The sequence below is a fragment of the Paenirhizobium daejeonense genome, from assembly GCF_014280875.1.
Classification (GTDB): Bacteria; Pseudomonadota; Alphaproteobacteria; order Rhizobiales; family Rhizobiaceae; genus Allorhizobium; species Allorhizobium daejeonense.
On record NZ_JACLAL010000007.1, the window covers coordinates 97409 to 112897 of the forward strand.

Annotated in this window: 13 protein-coding genes and 3 pseudogenes; 10 read left to right on the forward strand and 6 right to left on the reverse strand. The window is 60.0% G+C overall.

The genetic code is table 11. The features are described from left to right. Positions 1–55 precede the first annotated feature (55 nt). Both H4I99_RS17925 and H4I99_RS24540 read right to left on the reverse strand, forming a co-directional pair. Complete coding sequence (locus tag H4I99_RS17925) at positions 56–1396, reverse strand: amidase (RefSeq protein ID WP_163897794.1); 1341 nt, start codon at positions 1394–1396, stop codon at positions 56–58. Between the two features lie 108 nt (positions 1397–1504). Further along, complete coding sequence (locus H4I99_RS24540; protein ID WP_244625160.1) at positions 1505–2530, reverse strand: helix-turn-helix domain-containing protein; 1026 nt, start codon at positions 2528–2530, stop codon at positions 1505–1507. A 202-nt stretch (positions 2531–2732) separates the two neighbouring features. Between H4I99_RS24540 and H4I99_RS17935 the strand changes: the two genes are divergently transcribed. The 8 genes and pseudogenes from H4I99_RS17935 to H4I99_RS24545 form a co-directional block, all read left to right on the forward strand. Beyond that, entirely contained in the window at positions 2733–3866 is a 1134-nt protein-coding gene (locus H4I99_RS17935) for an ABC transporter substrate-binding protein (RefSeq protein ID WP_163897797.1), read from the forward strand. A 27-nt stretch (positions 3867–3893) separates the two neighbouring features. Beyond that, positions 3894–4625, forward strand: coding sequence for an aspartate/glutamate racemase family protein (locus tag H4I99_RS17940; RefSeq protein WP_163897800.1), 732 nt, complete (start codon positions 3894–3896; stop codon positions 4623–4625). After that, positions 4625–5533 carry an ABC transporter permease gene (locus H4I99_RS17945; RefSeq protein WP_163897803.1) on the forward strand — a complete coding sequence of 303 codons (909 nt, stop codon included), beginning with the start codon at positions 4625–4627 and terminating at the stop codon, positions 5531–5533. Before H4I99_RS17940 ends, H4I99_RS17945 begins: the two co-directional genes overlap by 1 nt. Then, positions 5533–6357, forward strand: coding sequence for an ABC transporter permease (locus H4I99_RS17950; RefSeq protein WP_163897805.1), 825 nt, complete (start codon positions 5533–5535; stop codon positions 6355–6357). The genes H4I99_RS17945 and H4I99_RS17950 overlap by 1 nt, the downstream gene beginning before the upstream one ends. Then, a complete protein-coding gene (locus tag H4I99_RS17955; protein ID WP_163897808.1) occupies positions 6354–7433 on the forward strand; it encodes an ABC transporter ATP-binding protein in 1080 nt (359 codons plus the stop codon). The genes H4I99_RS17950 and H4I99_RS17955 overlap by 4 nt, the downstream gene beginning before the upstream one ends. 27 nt (positions 7434–7460) lie before the next feature. Next, positions 7461–8543, forward strand: a complete 1083-nt coding sequence (locus H4I99_RS17960) for an S-methyl thiohydantoin desulfurase family protein (protein ID WP_163897811.1) — start codon at positions 7461–7463, stop codon at positions 8541–8543. Next, positions 8540–10075, forward strand: a complete 1536-nt coding sequence (locus tag H4I99_RS17965; protein WP_163897814.1) for a hydantoinase/oxoprolinase N-terminal domain-containing protein — start codon at positions 8540–8542, stop codon at positions 10073–10075. Before H4I99_RS17960 ends, H4I99_RS17965 begins: the two co-directional genes overlap by 4 nt. 7 nt (positions 10076–10082) lie before the next feature. After that, a pseudogene (locus H4I99_RS24545) lies at positions 10083–10525 on the forward strand (DDE-type integrase/transposase/recombinase); the annotation flags it as partial. Here H4I99_RS24545 and H4I99_RS17970 read toward each other — a convergent pair. Continuing rightward, positions 10518–10694 (reverse strand): annotated as a pseudogene (locus H4I99_RS17970) (IS481 family transposase); the annotation flags it as partial. The pseudogenes H4I99_RS24545 and H4I99_RS17970 sit on opposite strands and share 8 nt — an antisense overlap. A gap of 93 nt (positions 10695–10787) precedes the next feature. On the opposite strand from H4I99_RS17970, the pseudogene H4I99_RS24550 reads away from it, so the two are divergent. Both H4I99_RS24550 and H4I99_RS17980 read left to right on the forward strand, forming a co-directional pair. Continuing rightward, positions 10788–11066, forward strand: a pseudogene (locus H4I99_RS24550) (transglutaminase family protein); the annotation flags it as partial. Between the two features lie 86 nt (positions 11067–11152). Beyond that, positions 11153–11962 carry a transglutaminase-like domain-containing protein gene (locus H4I99_RS17980; RefSeq protein ID WP_163897817.1) on the forward strand — a complete coding sequence of 270 codons (810 nt, stop codon included), beginning with the start codon at positions 11153–11155 and terminating at the stop codon, positions 11960–11962. Between the two features lie 302 nt (positions 11963–12264). On the opposite strand, the gene H4I99_RS17985 is transcribed toward H4I99_RS17980, so the two are convergent. The 3 genes from H4I99_RS17985 to H4I99_RS17995 all read right to left on the reverse strand — a co-directional run bounded on the left by H4I99_RS17985 (position 12265) and on the right by H4I99_RS17995 (position 14933). After that, the gene (locus H4I99_RS17985; protein WP_163897819.1) at positions 12265–12804 is read right to left on the reverse strand and encodes a carboxymuconolactone decarboxylase family protein; all 540 of its coding nucleotides are present in this window, start codon (positions 12802–12804) and stop codon (positions 12265–12267) included. Positions 12805–12915: 111 nt separating this feature from the next. Next, positions 12916–14109: an MFS transporter gene (locus H4I99_RS17990; protein WP_163897822.1), complete on the reverse strand. Its 1194-nt coding sequence runs from the start codon at positions 14107–14109 to the stop codon at positions 12916–12918. Positions 14110–14174: 65 nt separating this feature from the next. Next, on the reverse strand, positions 14175–14933 hold the full coding sequence (locus tag H4I99_RS17995; RefSeq protein WP_163897825.1) for an SDR family oxidoreductase: 759 nt from the start codon (positions 14931–14933) through the stop codon (positions 14175–14177). Positions 14934–15489: the final 556 nt, after the last annotated feature.

Below are 15489 nucleotides of genomic sequence, written 5' to 3' on the forward strand. Positions count from 1 at the left end.
GTCTGAGCCAATCCTCCATCTTTGATGGTACATCGTCAATGCCCACTCGCGGCAGTCAAGGCGATGCCATTTGCAGCAGCTCTTCCAGATAGTTCGCTATCGCCAACAGTCTTTCCTCTGATCCCAGCGCGCCTGTGATCTGTAATCCGACGGGCATAGTTTTCTCCAGTCCGCATCTTATCGAGATACTGGGTGCGCCGGTGAGATTGGCATGTGTCAAAGAGATGATCTCGTCATCGCCCTCGGTCGAGAGAGCAGGGTCCGTTCCGGGAGCGACAAACGGGACGGTGGGGGCAAGGATCGCGTCCGTTGTCTTGAAAAGGCTAGAGAGTTGTTCCCGCCAGGAATTCTGGTTGTGCCTTGCATCGACATAGTCGATCGCCGGCAAGGTAAAACCCGCGAGAAGAAGTTCGTGTGTTCCTCTGGCATAGCCGCCCGGGTTCGAGGCAAGCGTTTGTCGATGGATGAGGGCTGCCTCCGGCATCAGGATGTCGAGAAGGGATTTCGCCATTAGTTCCGGAGTGGGCAGGTCGACGTTCACGATATGCATTCCAGCGTGTTCCAGAACCCCAAGAGTGGCGTCGAGGGCGCGGCGAACATCCGGCCGAATGGCTGGGTGGTTCCACTGGTTGGAGACGATCCCGAGCCGTAATTGCTCCGGCGAGATTGCCGGGCTGTTGTTTGGCTTGCGCACGCCGATGACCGCGAACGCCACAGCTGCGTCTTTGCTGCTTCGCGCAAGAATGCCGAGATGGTCGAGCGAGGGCGACAGGGGATAGACCCCATCCAGCGGAAGTGTCCCGAAACCCGGCTTAAAGCCGGCGATGCCGCAATAGGAGGCCGGTGCGCGCACGGATCCACCCGTGTCCGTGCCAAGGGCAAGCGGCACAATACCGGCAGCGACTGCTGCGGCGGATCCGCCACTGGATCCGCCGGCAGTGAGGTGCATGTCGTGGGGATTATTGGTCTGCCCGAAGTCGGGGTGTGCAACGCCGGCCGCGAATTCGAGAAGGTTGGTCTTACCGAAGATGATCGCTCCGGCGTCTCTCAGGCGTCGGATACATTCCGCATCGACAGTGGCAAGTTTCGGCTGTACGGCCCTGGTTGCGTAGGTAGTTTCGGTTCCCGCGACGTCGATAATGTCCTTGATGGCGACCGGCACCCCATGGAGCGGCCCCCGGTCGACGCCGTCGGCAAGTTCGCGCGTGGCGCGCTCTGCCTGCTCGATAACGTCATTCGTCATGGGATCGATGAAGGCGTTGAGCTTCGGTTCCAGCAGCGCCAGTCGTTCCTGGGCCCGACGGCACACGTCGAGTGGAGTGAATGCGCCGGATCGATAGCCGTCAGCCAGTTCTCCGATGGATAGAAAGGCAGTATCGATCGGCGTGGACGTCATGCTTGCTGCTCCCTGAAAACGTCAGGCAAGACAGCATGAGGCCTGTTCAGTGGCAATAATGGCTGCAGTCACCACCGACTTTGGCACCAGGCAGGCGTAGTGGCCTTTTCAAAGATGGCAAAGGATCGCGGACATCAGTTCGCGCTCGCTCGTGATGTCTAGCTTTTCGTAAAGCCGCAGCTTGTGGTTTTTTACGCCGCCAACGGTAATCCTGAGTTTTTCAGCAATCGAGGCGTTCGGATGCCCCTGCAGCGACAGGACAAGGATCTGCTGCTGCCGCTCCGTCAGCTGATGCAAACGCCCGAATTCCGCTACCCGGTCGCCCACATCGGCGGCGTTGCGACGCAGGAGATAGACGTCAGCGCCGGCCAGAATTGCATCACGGGAACCGTCCCGCATTCGGGTCAGCGACCACCCGTCGCGTCCACCCGTCGCAGCTATGTCGCCGCATCCGATCTCGCTTGGCAACGGGTCCCGCTCGAAAGCCTGGGTCGCGGCATGTGACCAGGTATCGGACTTGTAGAGCACCGTGTTGTTGGCGCTGAGAATCATGATTTCCGGCTTGCCGACACCGCTGTCATGAAGGAACAGCGAGACCTGCCTGTCGATTGCGCGAAAGATGTGCTGATGGTGCATTTCGACCAGAATGGTCTGCAGCTCGCGTGCGAGCGCCAGTTCCTGATCTGTGAATGCGTCGCGCTGGCGGTCCAGGCAAAGGGCGAGGAAGCTGCCGCCGCTGATCGGGAACAGTAGGGCAAGTTCGTCCTGAATGCCGAGTGTCCGGTCGAGATAACGCGCATAGACGGTGTCAAGCGCGCCGTCGCGGCGCAGTTCACGCAGGCTGATCGCACGCGTATCGCGTCTCCCGGCATGCTGTGGAAGCGGATCCCTCTGCCAGAGCCTGTTCGAATAGAGCGTCTTGGCATTCACGTTCATGCCGTTTTCGGAAATGATCAGCGGTTTGCTGCGGGCGTCGTAGCGGGCGATGATCCAGAAATCGCAAGGGATCATCTGCCTGACGAGTTCCACCATGCTTTCGTAGAACTCCGGTTTTCCCATGTCGCGCAAAGCCTGGGCCATGAGCGAGCCGAAGCCGATGGGAAAAGGTGTCGAGAGTGTTGCAGTAGCTGGCATTCGAGTGACCTGTTGAAACGTCAGGTGATCGACATGCAATTTTCGTGCCTCCAGGGCGCTCGGAGAAAAGGCCGCCATTTCAGGCAGACTCACGGTGACTGCAGTCACTATGGCGCCGGAAAAGAGCATTCCTCTATTGTTTCTGCAAGATTTCTAATCAAAAAAGGCCTGCCGCAAGGCAGCCAGATCAAGGGAACGTGCCATGTCGACCGATACCAAGAACACGGGTAAGTCCTTCCAGCTTTCGCGCCGCGACCTTCTTCGCCACGGCGCCAACGCGGCGATGTTCGCAGCCGTCGCATCGCAGGTGGATTTCACCAAGCCGGCCTTCGCCAACGAGCAGAAGCTGACAGGCCCGCTCAACGTGCTCGCCTGGGCAGGTTACGACGATCCCGACCTGATGAAGGGCTTCACCGAACTGACCGGCGTCGAACTCAACGTCAAGGAAGCCGAAAGCAACGGCGCGCAATTGAGCCTCGTCCAGGCCGGAACCGTCAAGTTCGACGTGATCAACCCGGATGCCGTGTGGACCTCTAAGTTCGCCGAGGCCGGCCTGACCCTGCCGATCGACACGGCCCAGCTTTCCTCGCAGGACGAAACTATCCCGATGTTTCGCAACCGTCCCGAGACCATGTTCGACAATCAGGTCTACGCGATCCCGACCCGCTTCGGCGTCAACGGCTTCGTCTACTGGCCGGACAAGATTTCGGCCGAAGCTGCGAGCGATTGCGAGCTGGCCTGGGATGCGAGCCTCAAGAACCGCGTCGAAATCATCGACTGGCCGGAACTCTATCTGTGGATGGCCGGCCAGTGGCTCGGAATGAAGAACCCGGAAACCGCGACCGGCGACGATCTTCAGAAGATCCTCGACAAGATGATCGCCTTCCGGCCGAACATGCGCGCCCTGCAGAGCGACATGGGCACGGTGAAGACCGACCTCGCCAACCGCGAGGCATGGATGGTCTGGGGTTCCTCGAGCGACAACGTCCGCACTACCGCGCGTCTCGCCGGCGCCAATGTCGATCTCGTCATCCCGAAGCAGGGTGGAGCGATGTGGATGGAAACGCTGCAGGTTGTCCGCGGCACCGAACACCTTGCTTCCGCGCTCGCCTATATCAACTACATGACCAGCGCCAAGGCGATGAAGCAGATGGCCTGGGGTGCCGACAAGTTTGCGGTAACCAATGCGAAGGTCAAGGACCTCCTGACCGCCGATCAGGTCAAGGCGCTCGGCCTCGACATGATGGAGGAATGGGTCTCCAATTGCGGAATGAGCCAGGCGCCCACCGATGACATGGCCTGGGCCGACGCCTGGCAGACCTTCAAGACTGCCTGATTGCCAACGGCTTGAAAGGATAACCCGATGCATATCCGTGTCATCGTACCGGTACTCGACAGTGATGAACTGGTCGGCAAGGCCGAGAAGGAATACCGCTCCTTCGCCGGTGACGGCGTGACGATCTCCGCGGTGCCGCTTCAGCGCGGCACCTCATCGATCGAATGCGGCTTCGACTCTACGCTGGCCGCGCCGGAAGTCATGAGACTGGCGAAGGAAGCGGAAGCGGACGGCGTCGATGCCTGCACGATCGCCTGCTTCACCGATCCGGGCCTCGTGGGCGCACGTGAACTCGTGTCCATTCCGATCGTCGGCGAGGGCGAGGCATCCCTGCATATGGCTGCGATGCTGTCGACCCGCTTTACCGTGGTGATCACGGAGAAGCCTTTCTTCTCGCTGATCCGGCGAACCGTCAGCCATTACGGGCTTTCCGCCAGTCTTGCATCTGTCCGGTCCGCCGATGCGAGCGTGATGGATCTCAATGAAAGCCACCTCGAGCATATCATCGCCGAATGCGTCGACAGCGTGGAGCGCGACGGCGCGGAAGCCTTCGTCATGGGATGCACTGGGACCGGCTTCGATATGGCGCTCACGATCGAGGAAGCGCTGAAGGAGCGCTTCGGGGTTTATGTTCCCGTGATCGATCCCGGCAAGGTCGCCCTTCATTTCGCCCGTGCCATGGTCGCCACGGGGCTCAGCCATTCCAAGCTCGCCTATCCAAAGCCGGCTTTTGCGCGCAACGAATACAGGTTCGCGTGATGGCGTCGGGAGAGGCAATCGGCAACACGGCTTCGGCGGCAGCGCAAAGAGGCGCCCGGCGTAGCCGGCTGTTCGCAGTGGCGGGGCTTGCGCCACTCATGCTCTGGCAGTGCCTCTTCTTCGTCGTTCCGGTGATCCTGCTGCTGGTCATCAGCTTCTGGCGTACGAAAAGCTACCGGATGGTTCCGGACTTCACTTTCGCCAACTATATCGCCGTCTTCACCAACGGAGCCATCTGGCGGGCTCTTGCTCTCTCCGTCCAGACGGCGGCGTTCGTGACGATTGCCTGTGCCGTGCTCGCCTATCCGATCGCCTATTTCATCGCGAAGAAGGCGGGAGCGCTCAAGGGCATCCTGCTGGTGGCGGTCATCGCCCCCTTCTGGATCAGCATCGTCATGCGCGTTGCCGCCTGGCGGTTGCTGCTGGGTGAAAACGGTGTCATCAACCAGACGCTGCTCTCGCTGGGACTGATCGACTATCCTTTGGGCTTCCTTCTCTATTCGCCCGTCGCCACGTCCATCGGCCTCGTCTACGCCTATCTCCCGCTCTATGTGCTGCCGCTCTACGCTTCGATCGATGCCATCGAGGACAACTGGATCGCCGCGGCCAAGGATCTCAATGCCGGTCCCTTGCGCGCCTTCTGGGAGGTGACGCTGCCGCTGTCGATGCCGGGCCTTATTGTCGGCGCGGTCTTCTGCTTCATTTTCGGACTGGGCGAGTTCGTGACGCCGGCGCTGCTCGGCGGCGGCAAGCAACTGATGATGTCGCAGCTCATCCAGGATCAGTTCCAGCGTCGTCTCGACTGGCCGGCCGGCGCCGCGATCGCCATCGTTCTGCTGCTGATGGTGTTCATGTTGCTCGCCGTCTCGATGAAATGGTTTCGCAAGGCAAGCGGGGAGAAGCTGTGATGGTTCGGCTCATGCCCCGGAAAGGCGAGCGCGGAAACGCTCTGCTCGTTCTCTATTCCGCCCTGATCTATCTGTTTCTTTACCTGCCGATCGCGGTGATCATTCTTTTCGCCTTCGATGCGAAGCCGATCCCCGGCCTGCCGCTTAATGGGCTCACGACAAGCTGGTTCGCCGAAGCGCTGCGCGACGAAAAGCTTGTCGGCTCGCTGCTGACAAGCCTTCGGCTGGCCGTCATTTCCGCGGCGCTCTCGACCGCGCTGGCGCTCCCCGCCGCGATGGTGCTCGCCTGGCTGCCGATCCGTTTCAAGTCGCTGGTGATGAGCATGGTGCTTGGGCCCGTCGTCCTGCCGCAGCTTGTGCTAGGCCTCGGCCTCGTGATCCTGCTTCGGGCCGCTCCCGACATGGTGGGAGAGCCGGCGATCATTCTTGCCCACACCACCATCACCTCAAGCTATGCGACGCTGATCCTCTATTCCCGCTTCCTCGGCTTCCGCCGCAGCTACATCGAGGCGGCGATGAACCTCGGCGCCAGCGAGTTCACCGTCTTTCGCGAGATCGTCCTGCCTCTGATCCGGCCCGCGCTGATCTCAGTGTTCATGCTCGCGTTTACCGACGCGTTCGGTGAGTTCGTCGTCGCCTGGTTTGTCGCCGGCTTCACGGAGACGCTCCCGATCACGATCTGGACATCCCTGAGGCAGGTGATTTCACCGAAAGTCTACGCGCTGTCGTCCGTGATCATCATCGTCACGCTGCTTCTGAGCCTTGTCTCGCAGCTGTGGGTGATCCGACAGACACGCCTAACCAGCAAGGCCCCATCCGCATGACAGAAAAGCCCGGCAACGCCGTCGAAATCGACGCGATCACCAAGAGTTACGGCGACACCGTCGCGATCCGCCATGTTTCCATGAACGTGCAGGATGGTGAGTTTGTCACCATCCTCGGACCCAGCGGTTGCGGCAAGTCGACCCTGCTCAGGATGATCAGCGGCTTCGTCGAGCCGACCACCGGCGACCTGCGGATCGCGGGCAAGTCTGTGGTGGGGCTAGCGCCCTACAAGCGCGACACCGCCATGGTGTTCCAGGATTATGCGCTGTTCCCGCATCGCACCGTAGCCGAAAACATCGCTTTCGGTCTCAGAATGCGCAAGACGGAGAAGAAGGAGATCGCCCGCCGCGTTGACGAGATGCTCGAACTCATCAACCTCAAGGGCTTTGGCGGCCGGCGGGTGAGTGAAATCTCGGGAGGTCAGGCGCAACGCGTGGCACTCGGACGCGCTCTCGTTGTCCGGCCTTCGGTGCTGCTGCTCGATGAACCGCTCGGTGCGCTGGATATGAAACTGCGCAAGCAGATGCAGGCGGAACTCAAGAAGATCCATCGCGAACTGGGGTTGACCTTCGTCGCGGTGACACACGATCAGGAAGAGGCTCTAACGCTCTCCGACCGTATCGCGGTGATGAACGCCGGTCGGGTCGAGCAGTTCGATGTGCCTGAGACCCTCTATCGCCGGCCCGCGACGCGCTTCGTCGCGGATTTCGTCGGCGGAGCCAACCTCATCGACGCGGAGATCGCGGCAGGTGGCCAATTGCTTGTGAACGGCAAACCATTCACCGGGATCGGCGCCGAGGTTATCGGCGAGCGCAAGGTCGGGGAGAAGGTGTCCGTGGTCGTACGCCCGGAGACCGTTTCGACATCGCCTTCCGAGGGTATCGCCAACGGCCCGGCTATTGAAGCCACCATTACCGAAGTCCTGTTCTCCGGCGCGGTCCAGCAGGTCGTCGGGCGGTTCGATGACGGAAGCACGATCGTCGCCCACGAGCAGGCTCTCAAACCACCACCGGATCGCGGTTCAAAGGCGATCTTTTCCTGGGACGGGTCTCTGTCCTGGTTGGTCTCCAGATAAATCCAGATTTTCAAACGGAAAAACAGCATGCGCGAACTCGAATTCGATGAATTGGAGGCGTTGGCGATCGGCGCTGGCGTACTTGGAACAGGGGGTGGAAATCACCCTCATCTGGAATTGATGTGCGCCCAGGCCGACTACCTGCGCGGCAGGCGAGTGACGCTGCTCGACCCACGGGAACTGGCCGATGACGCACGCGTGGCGGTGGTCTGCATCATGGGTGCACCGCTGGTGACCAAGGAACGGCTTCCCGAGCCGGTTGCCATCTGCAAAGCCGTGCGCCTGATGGAAGAGCACTGCGGCAAAGCTTTCGACGCGATCATGTCGATCGAGATCGGCGGCGAGAATGCCTTTTTCGCGCTTCTGGTCGGCATGGAACTCGGCCTTCCGGTGGTCGATGCGGATACCATGGGGCGGGCTTTTCCCGAGGCGCAGATGGCGAGCTTCGCGATCCGTGGTCTTCCGGTCACGCCTTTCGCCATCGCCGATATCCGTGACAACGCCGTGCTTATCCCTGTCGCCGAGAATGCGACCCGCGTTGAGCGGATTGGCCGCAAGACGGTTGTCGAACTGGGATCGATCGCAGGCACCTGTGCTGCCCCACGCACGGGGCGCGAGGTGAAGGACCATGCAATTCTCAACTCCATCGGCCGCGCACTCAATATCGGCAACGCTGTTCTGGACGCCCGAAAGGCAGGGGCCAATCCCGTCGCCTCCATTCTGGAGGCAGAGAATGGCGCGCTGCTTTTCACCGGCAAGGTTCAGGACGTGTCCCGCCGTACCACGGACGGCTTTGTTCGTGGTTGTGCGGTCCTGTCCGGCACCGGGGCGTTCGAAGGTCAGCGGCTGGAGATCGACTTCCAGAACGAGTTCTCCGTCGCCCGGCTGGATAGTGTCAGGATTGCCTGCGTGCCGGATCTCATCACCGTGCTCGATGAGGAGACGGCGGAAGCGATCGGAACGGAGGTCCTGCGCTACGGCCAGCGCGTTGCCGTGATCGCCCTGCCGGCCGATCCGATCATGACCAGTCCCGAGGGCCTTGCCTTAACCGGGCCGCGTGCCTTCGGATTTGACTTCGACTACCAGCCTTTTGCGGAGAAAACGGTATGAAGCGCATCGGTATCGATGTCGGCGGGACCAACACCGACGCGGTTCTTCTCGACGACAACCGAATCATCCGCTCGATCAAGACGGCGACGACGACCGACGTGACCAGCGGTATCCGCACGGCCGTCGACCACATTCTTGGCGGCGGCGACGCTGACGCGGACGGCATTCGCGCGATCATGATCGGCACCACGCACTTCACCAACGCCGTGATCGAGCGGCGTGGACTGTCAAAGGTTGCGGTCATCCGTATCGGCTTGCCCGCCGCCCACAGCATCCTGCCTATGCAGGCCTGGCCGGCCGATCTGCGCAGCGAAGTGGAGGGGCCAACCTTCCTGATTCGCGGCGGACATGAATTCGACGGGCGGGAGATCGTGCCTTTCGATGACGACCGCATGCGCGACGTGGCGCTCGAAATCCGTGACAGTGGCGTCACCGCGGCGGCTATCACGGCGGTGTTCTCGCCGCTGACGTCCGAATGCGAAGAGCGTACGGCCGCGATCCTCAGGGAAGTCGCCCCCGGCGTGTCGGTCACGCTTTCGAGCCAACTCGGTCGCATCGGCCTGATCGAGCGCGAAAACGCCACCATCCTCAACAGCGCATTGCATCGGCTTGCTCGCGACACGGTCGCCGCTTTCGAGACCGCGGTCGCAGAAAGCGGATTGCAGGTTCCGCTCTATCTGACGCAGAACGATGGCACGGTCATGCCTGCTTCCCAAGCGGTCCGTTTTCCCGTGCTTTGCTTCGCTTCCGGCCCGACCAACAGCATGCGGGGCGCGCGCATGCTCTCCGGTCTCGACGAAGCGATCGTGCTCGATGTCGGCGGTACCACGACGGATGCTGGCGTGCTTGTCAGCGGCTTCCCGCGGGAAGCAAACTCCAAGGTCGATATCGGCGGTGTCTCGACCTTCTTCCGGATGCCGGATGTCGTGGCGATCGCGCTCGGTGGCGGCACGATCGTCGATGAGAACAGCGGCCGGATCGGACCACAGAGTGTAGGTTACCGGATCACGGAAAAAGCCAGAGTGAAGGGCGGAGACACCCTGACCCTGACCGATGTCGCCGTTCGTATGAACCGCATGAAATTCGGAGACGTTTCGAAGGTCTCGGAGCTGCCGGACAGCTTGCTCTCTGATGTCGATGTCTGGATCAACGGAAGGCTGGCCGAACTGGTCGATAGGATGAAAACCAGTGTGTCGGCCGTTCCGGTGATCGCAGTCGGCGGCGGGGCCGCGCTGGTGCCGGATGAATTGCCCGGTGTCTCGACTGTCATCAAGGTCGAGCATGCAGGGGTTGCAAACGCGATCGGAGCCGCTATGGCACAGGTCAGCGGCGAATGCGATCAGGTCTTTTACGGCGTTTCCCGCGACGATGCACTGGCTCAAGCCCGCGATATAGCCAAACGGCGTGCACTGGAGGCAGGTGCCGATATGGAGACGATCCAGCTTCTCGACGCCGAGGACATCCCGCTAACCTATATTCCGGGAAACCCGCTGCGTGTACGCGTACGCCTCATTGCGGACCTGAGGGGCTAAGACGAGGCTGTATTTCCGGTTTCCCGTGAGCTTGCGGCTGGTGAAGGAAATGGTTCTGGAGCGTGGCGTCGTCGTGCCCTATGAAGCGATCCGTCGTTGGGCCCGCAAGTTCGGTGCGGCTTAGGCCAAGCAGCAGCGCAAAAGGAAACCGTCCCGAAAGGATGTCCGGCACCTTGATGGGGTCATGGTTCCGATTGGCGACCGGAAACATTGACTTTGGCGTAATCGAGACCAGTACGGCTACGTTCCCGACAAGGTCGCTCAGGCTTGCCGCGGTTCCATGGCGGCCAAGCGGCTGTTGGCCAGGCTGTTGAAAAACATGGCCTGGCACTGACGCGCGTCATAACCGACAAACCCCGCTCGTACGGCGCTGCGAGACGGACCTTGATGCCCGGCTTCGAACATCGGTCGCGTAAAGGCTTGAACAATCGCGCCGATAGCATTGAAGTCTCGTCTATCGCTACGTAAAGATAGAGCCTGCCTGCGGCCGTTCGAACTTCGGCGAAGTCGATGCGATCGATCGGGTAGGTTTTAAACCTCTTCTTTGGCTTCTTGTCCCCTGTCACGCTGGTAATCGGCTAATCTCATGTCGTTGCAAACAGCGTTGCAGGAAATGCCTCTGTGGTGCGGGCGCTCCCGTGTAGAATTTGACGATAGCCCAACCCTCCATTCCGGGCTGAATAACGCACCATCAAATGCCGGGATTGAACAACTAGGTCTCGCTGGCCGCTTCGTCACCGGATAGATCAATCTTACCGATCGCGACGGGCCGGTGATGCTCGGCGGAGGTTCGAGGCATGCCATGGTGCCGGGTCTATCTGCCGAGTGTGGGCTGGGTGGAATTCGACCTGACCAACGACATCGTCGGCAATCCCGCTCTCATCCGCGTTGGTGTTGCCCGCTATCGGGCAGCTACAATGGTGGGCCGGCAGATTTTGCCGAAATGGACGGGCAGGTCAACGTGACCGCCGGACAGAGCTATTGCGGCTGAAGCCACGGTAGCTTGGCGGAACGCTCCGCCCATGCCCAGCGTTTAACCTGCATTCATTTATTTCCAACGCAAAGGAACAGACCTACATGAAGATACGCGCAGGTTTTCGCTTGGGATACCAATGCGAGCACGAGACACCGATGTTGCTCGTTCTCAACATTCACCCTTCCCGCCGCGTCGATCTTCTGAGCGAACAAACGCTGGTGTTCGATCGTCCCATTGAGGCTTGGAACTACACCGACATCTTCGGCAATTCCTGCAATCGTATTGTCGCACCGGCTGGTCTCACGACCATATCAACGACATTCGAGATCTATGACAGCGGTCTGCCCGATCCCGTGCCGGAAGACGCCATCCAGCACGACATCAACCATCTGCCTGACGATGTGTTGATCTATTTGCTCGGCAGCCGCTACTGCGATACCGATCGGCTCGCGGAATTTGCATGGAAGACATTCTCCCCCACGCCGCTCGGCTGGCCGCGCGTTCAGGCCATCCTCGATTTTGCTCATGGCCGGATCGTCTTCGACTATATGAAAGCCGATCCTCTCAGAACCGCATTCGGTGGCTTCACCGATCAAACCGGCGTATGCCGTGACTATGCCCATCTCGCAATCACGCTCTGTCGCTGCATGAACATTCCCGCCCGCTACTGCACAGGCTATCTCGGGGATATCGGCGTGCCGGAGGATCCGAACCCAATGGATTTCAGTGCATGGCTGGAGGTCTATCTTAGTGGTCGTTGGTACACTGTCGATGCGCGCCATAACACGCCCCGCATCGGTCGTATCCTGATGGCAACCGGACGCGACGCAACGGACGTTGCTATGTCGACCGCTTTCGGGCCGGCGCTATTAAAGCGTTTCGAGGTAACTACTGAAGAGATTACCGCTTGATTGCAGCGACAATCTCGACAAGGGGACAGCTCTCTTCCACCAACTGCAAAAGATGTTTTTCGCCGCCTTTTGGGGGCGAAGCCGGTGACGATCAGCATTCAAACTTTGAGGGTCGAGCGCATTTCCAACATTTGGGTAAGGAGCGCGTCAGGCGACACGCTGAGCAGATTGACTGGCGTCCGGCCCCGCGCCGCTACTAAACCTCCAGGCATCGGCTCACATCTGCACAATGGCGTCGGGCATGTTGCCAGAGGGCGTACCTCTCAACGATACTGCGATCGCATTGAGAGGTACGGGAGTCATTACTTAAGTGCCGGAAAGTCGACTGTGGTGTCGTTCGCCCGATTAAAGACATTGGTGAAGGTGATAATTGCGATCGCCAGGGCGACGTCGACAACGGCTTGATCCGGGAAACCTGCCGCGCGGAACATATCGAGTTCAGCCTGAGCGATCGTTCCGGAACTTTCCTGCAGAGCCCTCACGAACCGGATCAGTGCATCACGATGCGCATCGCCTGTCGGTTGGAGCGCACGGATCGTCTTTACGGTGTCGACCGGAATGCCGGAAGCCTTACAGGCAAGGCTGTGAGCCGCCACGCAATAGTCGCAGCCGGCAATCGCGCTCACCACGAGCTTGACGGTTTCGCGATCCTGGGCTGATAGAACACCACGCGAGAGTGCAGCGTCGGCAGACAGCATAGCTTGCAAGGCTGGCGTATTGAGGCTTCCGATGGCCGCATAAGCGTTGGGGACCATGCCGATCGACTTGCGAATGGCGGTAAGGAGATCGGCGGTTTCGCCTGTGGCTGCTGCGGCGGCTGGGGTCTCTATACGAGATGTCATGTAATCATTCCTTTCGATGTTGTCCTTCCAGCGGATGTTTGCCGTGAAAGGTGATGAGTAACTTTGGAGATTGTTGAGACCTGATCTGGCCGCCGACTAGGATGTCGGGCATTATCGCGTTCTGACGAGGGCGGCATTTACGGCCACGGCAATGAGTTCTGCCGAGGCTGCTAACAGGCCGATGCCCCAGATAGCACCTGTGCCCAAGACCGCCGCGCCGAGTGCGCTTCCGACCGAAAATCCGAAGTACATGGTGGATGTGTTCAGCGCGAGTGCCACGGGAGCCTGTGACGGAGCGCCGGCGCCAATCAAGCGCGACATCTGCGCCGGGAAGAACGACCAGACCGTGAAACCCCACAGCGCCACCGCCATCAGCACCGGGACAAGTGCCACAGTCACTGGCAGTCCGGCCAGAATGGCCAGTGACAGGAATGATAGGCCGAGCAGGGTGAGCGACCATCGCACCACCCGGCTGGCGCCAAAGCGGTCATTGAAGATGCCTCCGGTCAGGACGCCGGCTGCGGCCGACACCCCCCATAGCGACACCGTTGCGGTGATTGCCAGCGGTCCAAACAAGAGTACCGTCGCCAGATATTCGGCGAGATAGGGGTAGGCGGCAAAGGCACCGATCGACCAGAACAGGCTGACGGCAAGCAGGCGAAGGACTTGACGCTGGTGGATGACGAGCACCCGCTCTCTAAAGCTTGGGACTGAGACCTCCCTACCGGCACTGCCCGGAATACCTGTCAGAATACCTGCAATTGCTGCAGCACTCATCGCGCTAACCAACAGGAAGGTTGCCCGCCAACCGAAGGCGTGGCCGATCAGGCCGCCGAGGGGCAATCCAAGCGCAATCGCCAGTGTCTGCCCTGTGCTGACAATAGCAAGGGCACGGCCCCGCATATGCTGGGCTACAATGACACCGGCCAGACCATTGGCCGCTGGGACATAGAGACCTGCGCCGATCGCCATGACAATGCGTGCACCCATCAGTGCAGTGAAGGATGATGACAACGCCGCAGTGAGATTACCGACTGCAAAGAGCGACATCGCGATCAGTAAGACCCGGCGTCGCGGCAACCTGCCTGTTGCAACCGTCGTCACTGGTGACGACAAGGCGAGCACCAGCGTGAATACTACAACCAAGAGTGCTGTGGTCGGCACGGCCATACGGAAGTCTTCCGCCATGACCGGCAAGAGTGGTGCGATCATGAAACCCTCCGTGCCAATGGCAAAGGTTCCAAGTGCAAGAAAACCGGCGGGAATAAGCGCGGCGTGCGACGTATGGGCGAACGATACAGACATTGGGTGGCACTCCTTGATGTCCGGGCCCGAAGCCTACGGTCCCGGACATCGATGGGATGGAGATGTCAGACCGGGATCGGATTGGCAGCGATCTGGGCGTTGAAGTCGTCGACCAATGCGTGCTCGTTCAGGCCAGGATTGTCGCGTAGCGCCCGGATGCCTTCGACAAAGACTTCCGGGGCCTCTGTCGCAAGACCCTTCATTGTCTCGGCGATAAAGGCGTCGAGCGGCATAGCCCGTGGATCGCCGCTCTTCTTGATGAGGTCCGTATCGACCCATGGTGGCGCGATTTCCTGCACTGTGACGTTCGTGCCCTTCAGCATGAAGCGTTGTGACAAGGAATAGGAATGCAGCGCGGCCTTTGACGCGGAATAGACAGCGTTGGTTGCGATCGGCACGTAGGCGAGTACAGAGGTGTTGTGGATGATCGTGGCGCGTGGCTGCGTCTTGAGATGCTCGACCAGCGCCGAGGTCAGCCGGATCGGGCCCAGCAGGTTGGTATCGAGGATACGGCGAGAGGTGGCGTCGTCAATCCTAGCTGAGGCATCATCAAAAGGCATGATGCCCGCATTGTTGATTACGACGTTCAGTGTCGGGTAGTCGCGGATTAGTTGTGCGGCAACGCGGTCTATGTCTGCAGAATCCGAGATGTCGAGTGTAACCCCGTCGATACCCGGGTTTGTGGCTGCCACTTCATCGAGCAGTGCCTGTCGCCGACCGGCGATGATGACCTTGTTGCCAAGTGCATGGAATGCCTCGGCCAGCGCCCGGCCGATGCCGGAAGTACCGCCTGTGATGAAGATTGTGTTGCCGGTCATCTGCATGGGATCATCCTTTCTGTCGCACCACTGTGGTGCCTTGTGGAGTTCACTATGCACTCTGACCGTTAAGTCTCAAATGTCATATAAACAGCAAATACGGACATGCGTTAGGTTCGCCTTAGGATCGATAGGCGCAACTCCGTGGAGCAGGACGAGACCCGGGCCAGGTCGATATGACTTTCACCTGAGTTGTTAAAGCCGTGGCGGCGACGAGCGGTTCCCATTCGGGTTCCGCCTTATCCAGGCAAGCAAGGCCTTGCCTGCAGCGACTGCCATCTCTGTTCTGGATAGAAGACGAAGTCTGTGTGGTCGTTGACTCCAGCATCGTGATCTAGGGCTACGAGGATGCGGTTGCTGTCAATCGGTCATGCTGACGAGGGGGCTTCTCCCCGTTAAGATTAGACGTTGAAGGATAGAGGTGCATTCAGTGGCAGTTGCTATGCTGCACCGCCACTCAGAGAACAGCCGAGTATATCGACCTGATTCAAACTCAGTTGCTCGATCACTTCGGCAGCGACTGAAGCCATTCCGGAGGTCGTGTGCCTCTCAATTAAGATGA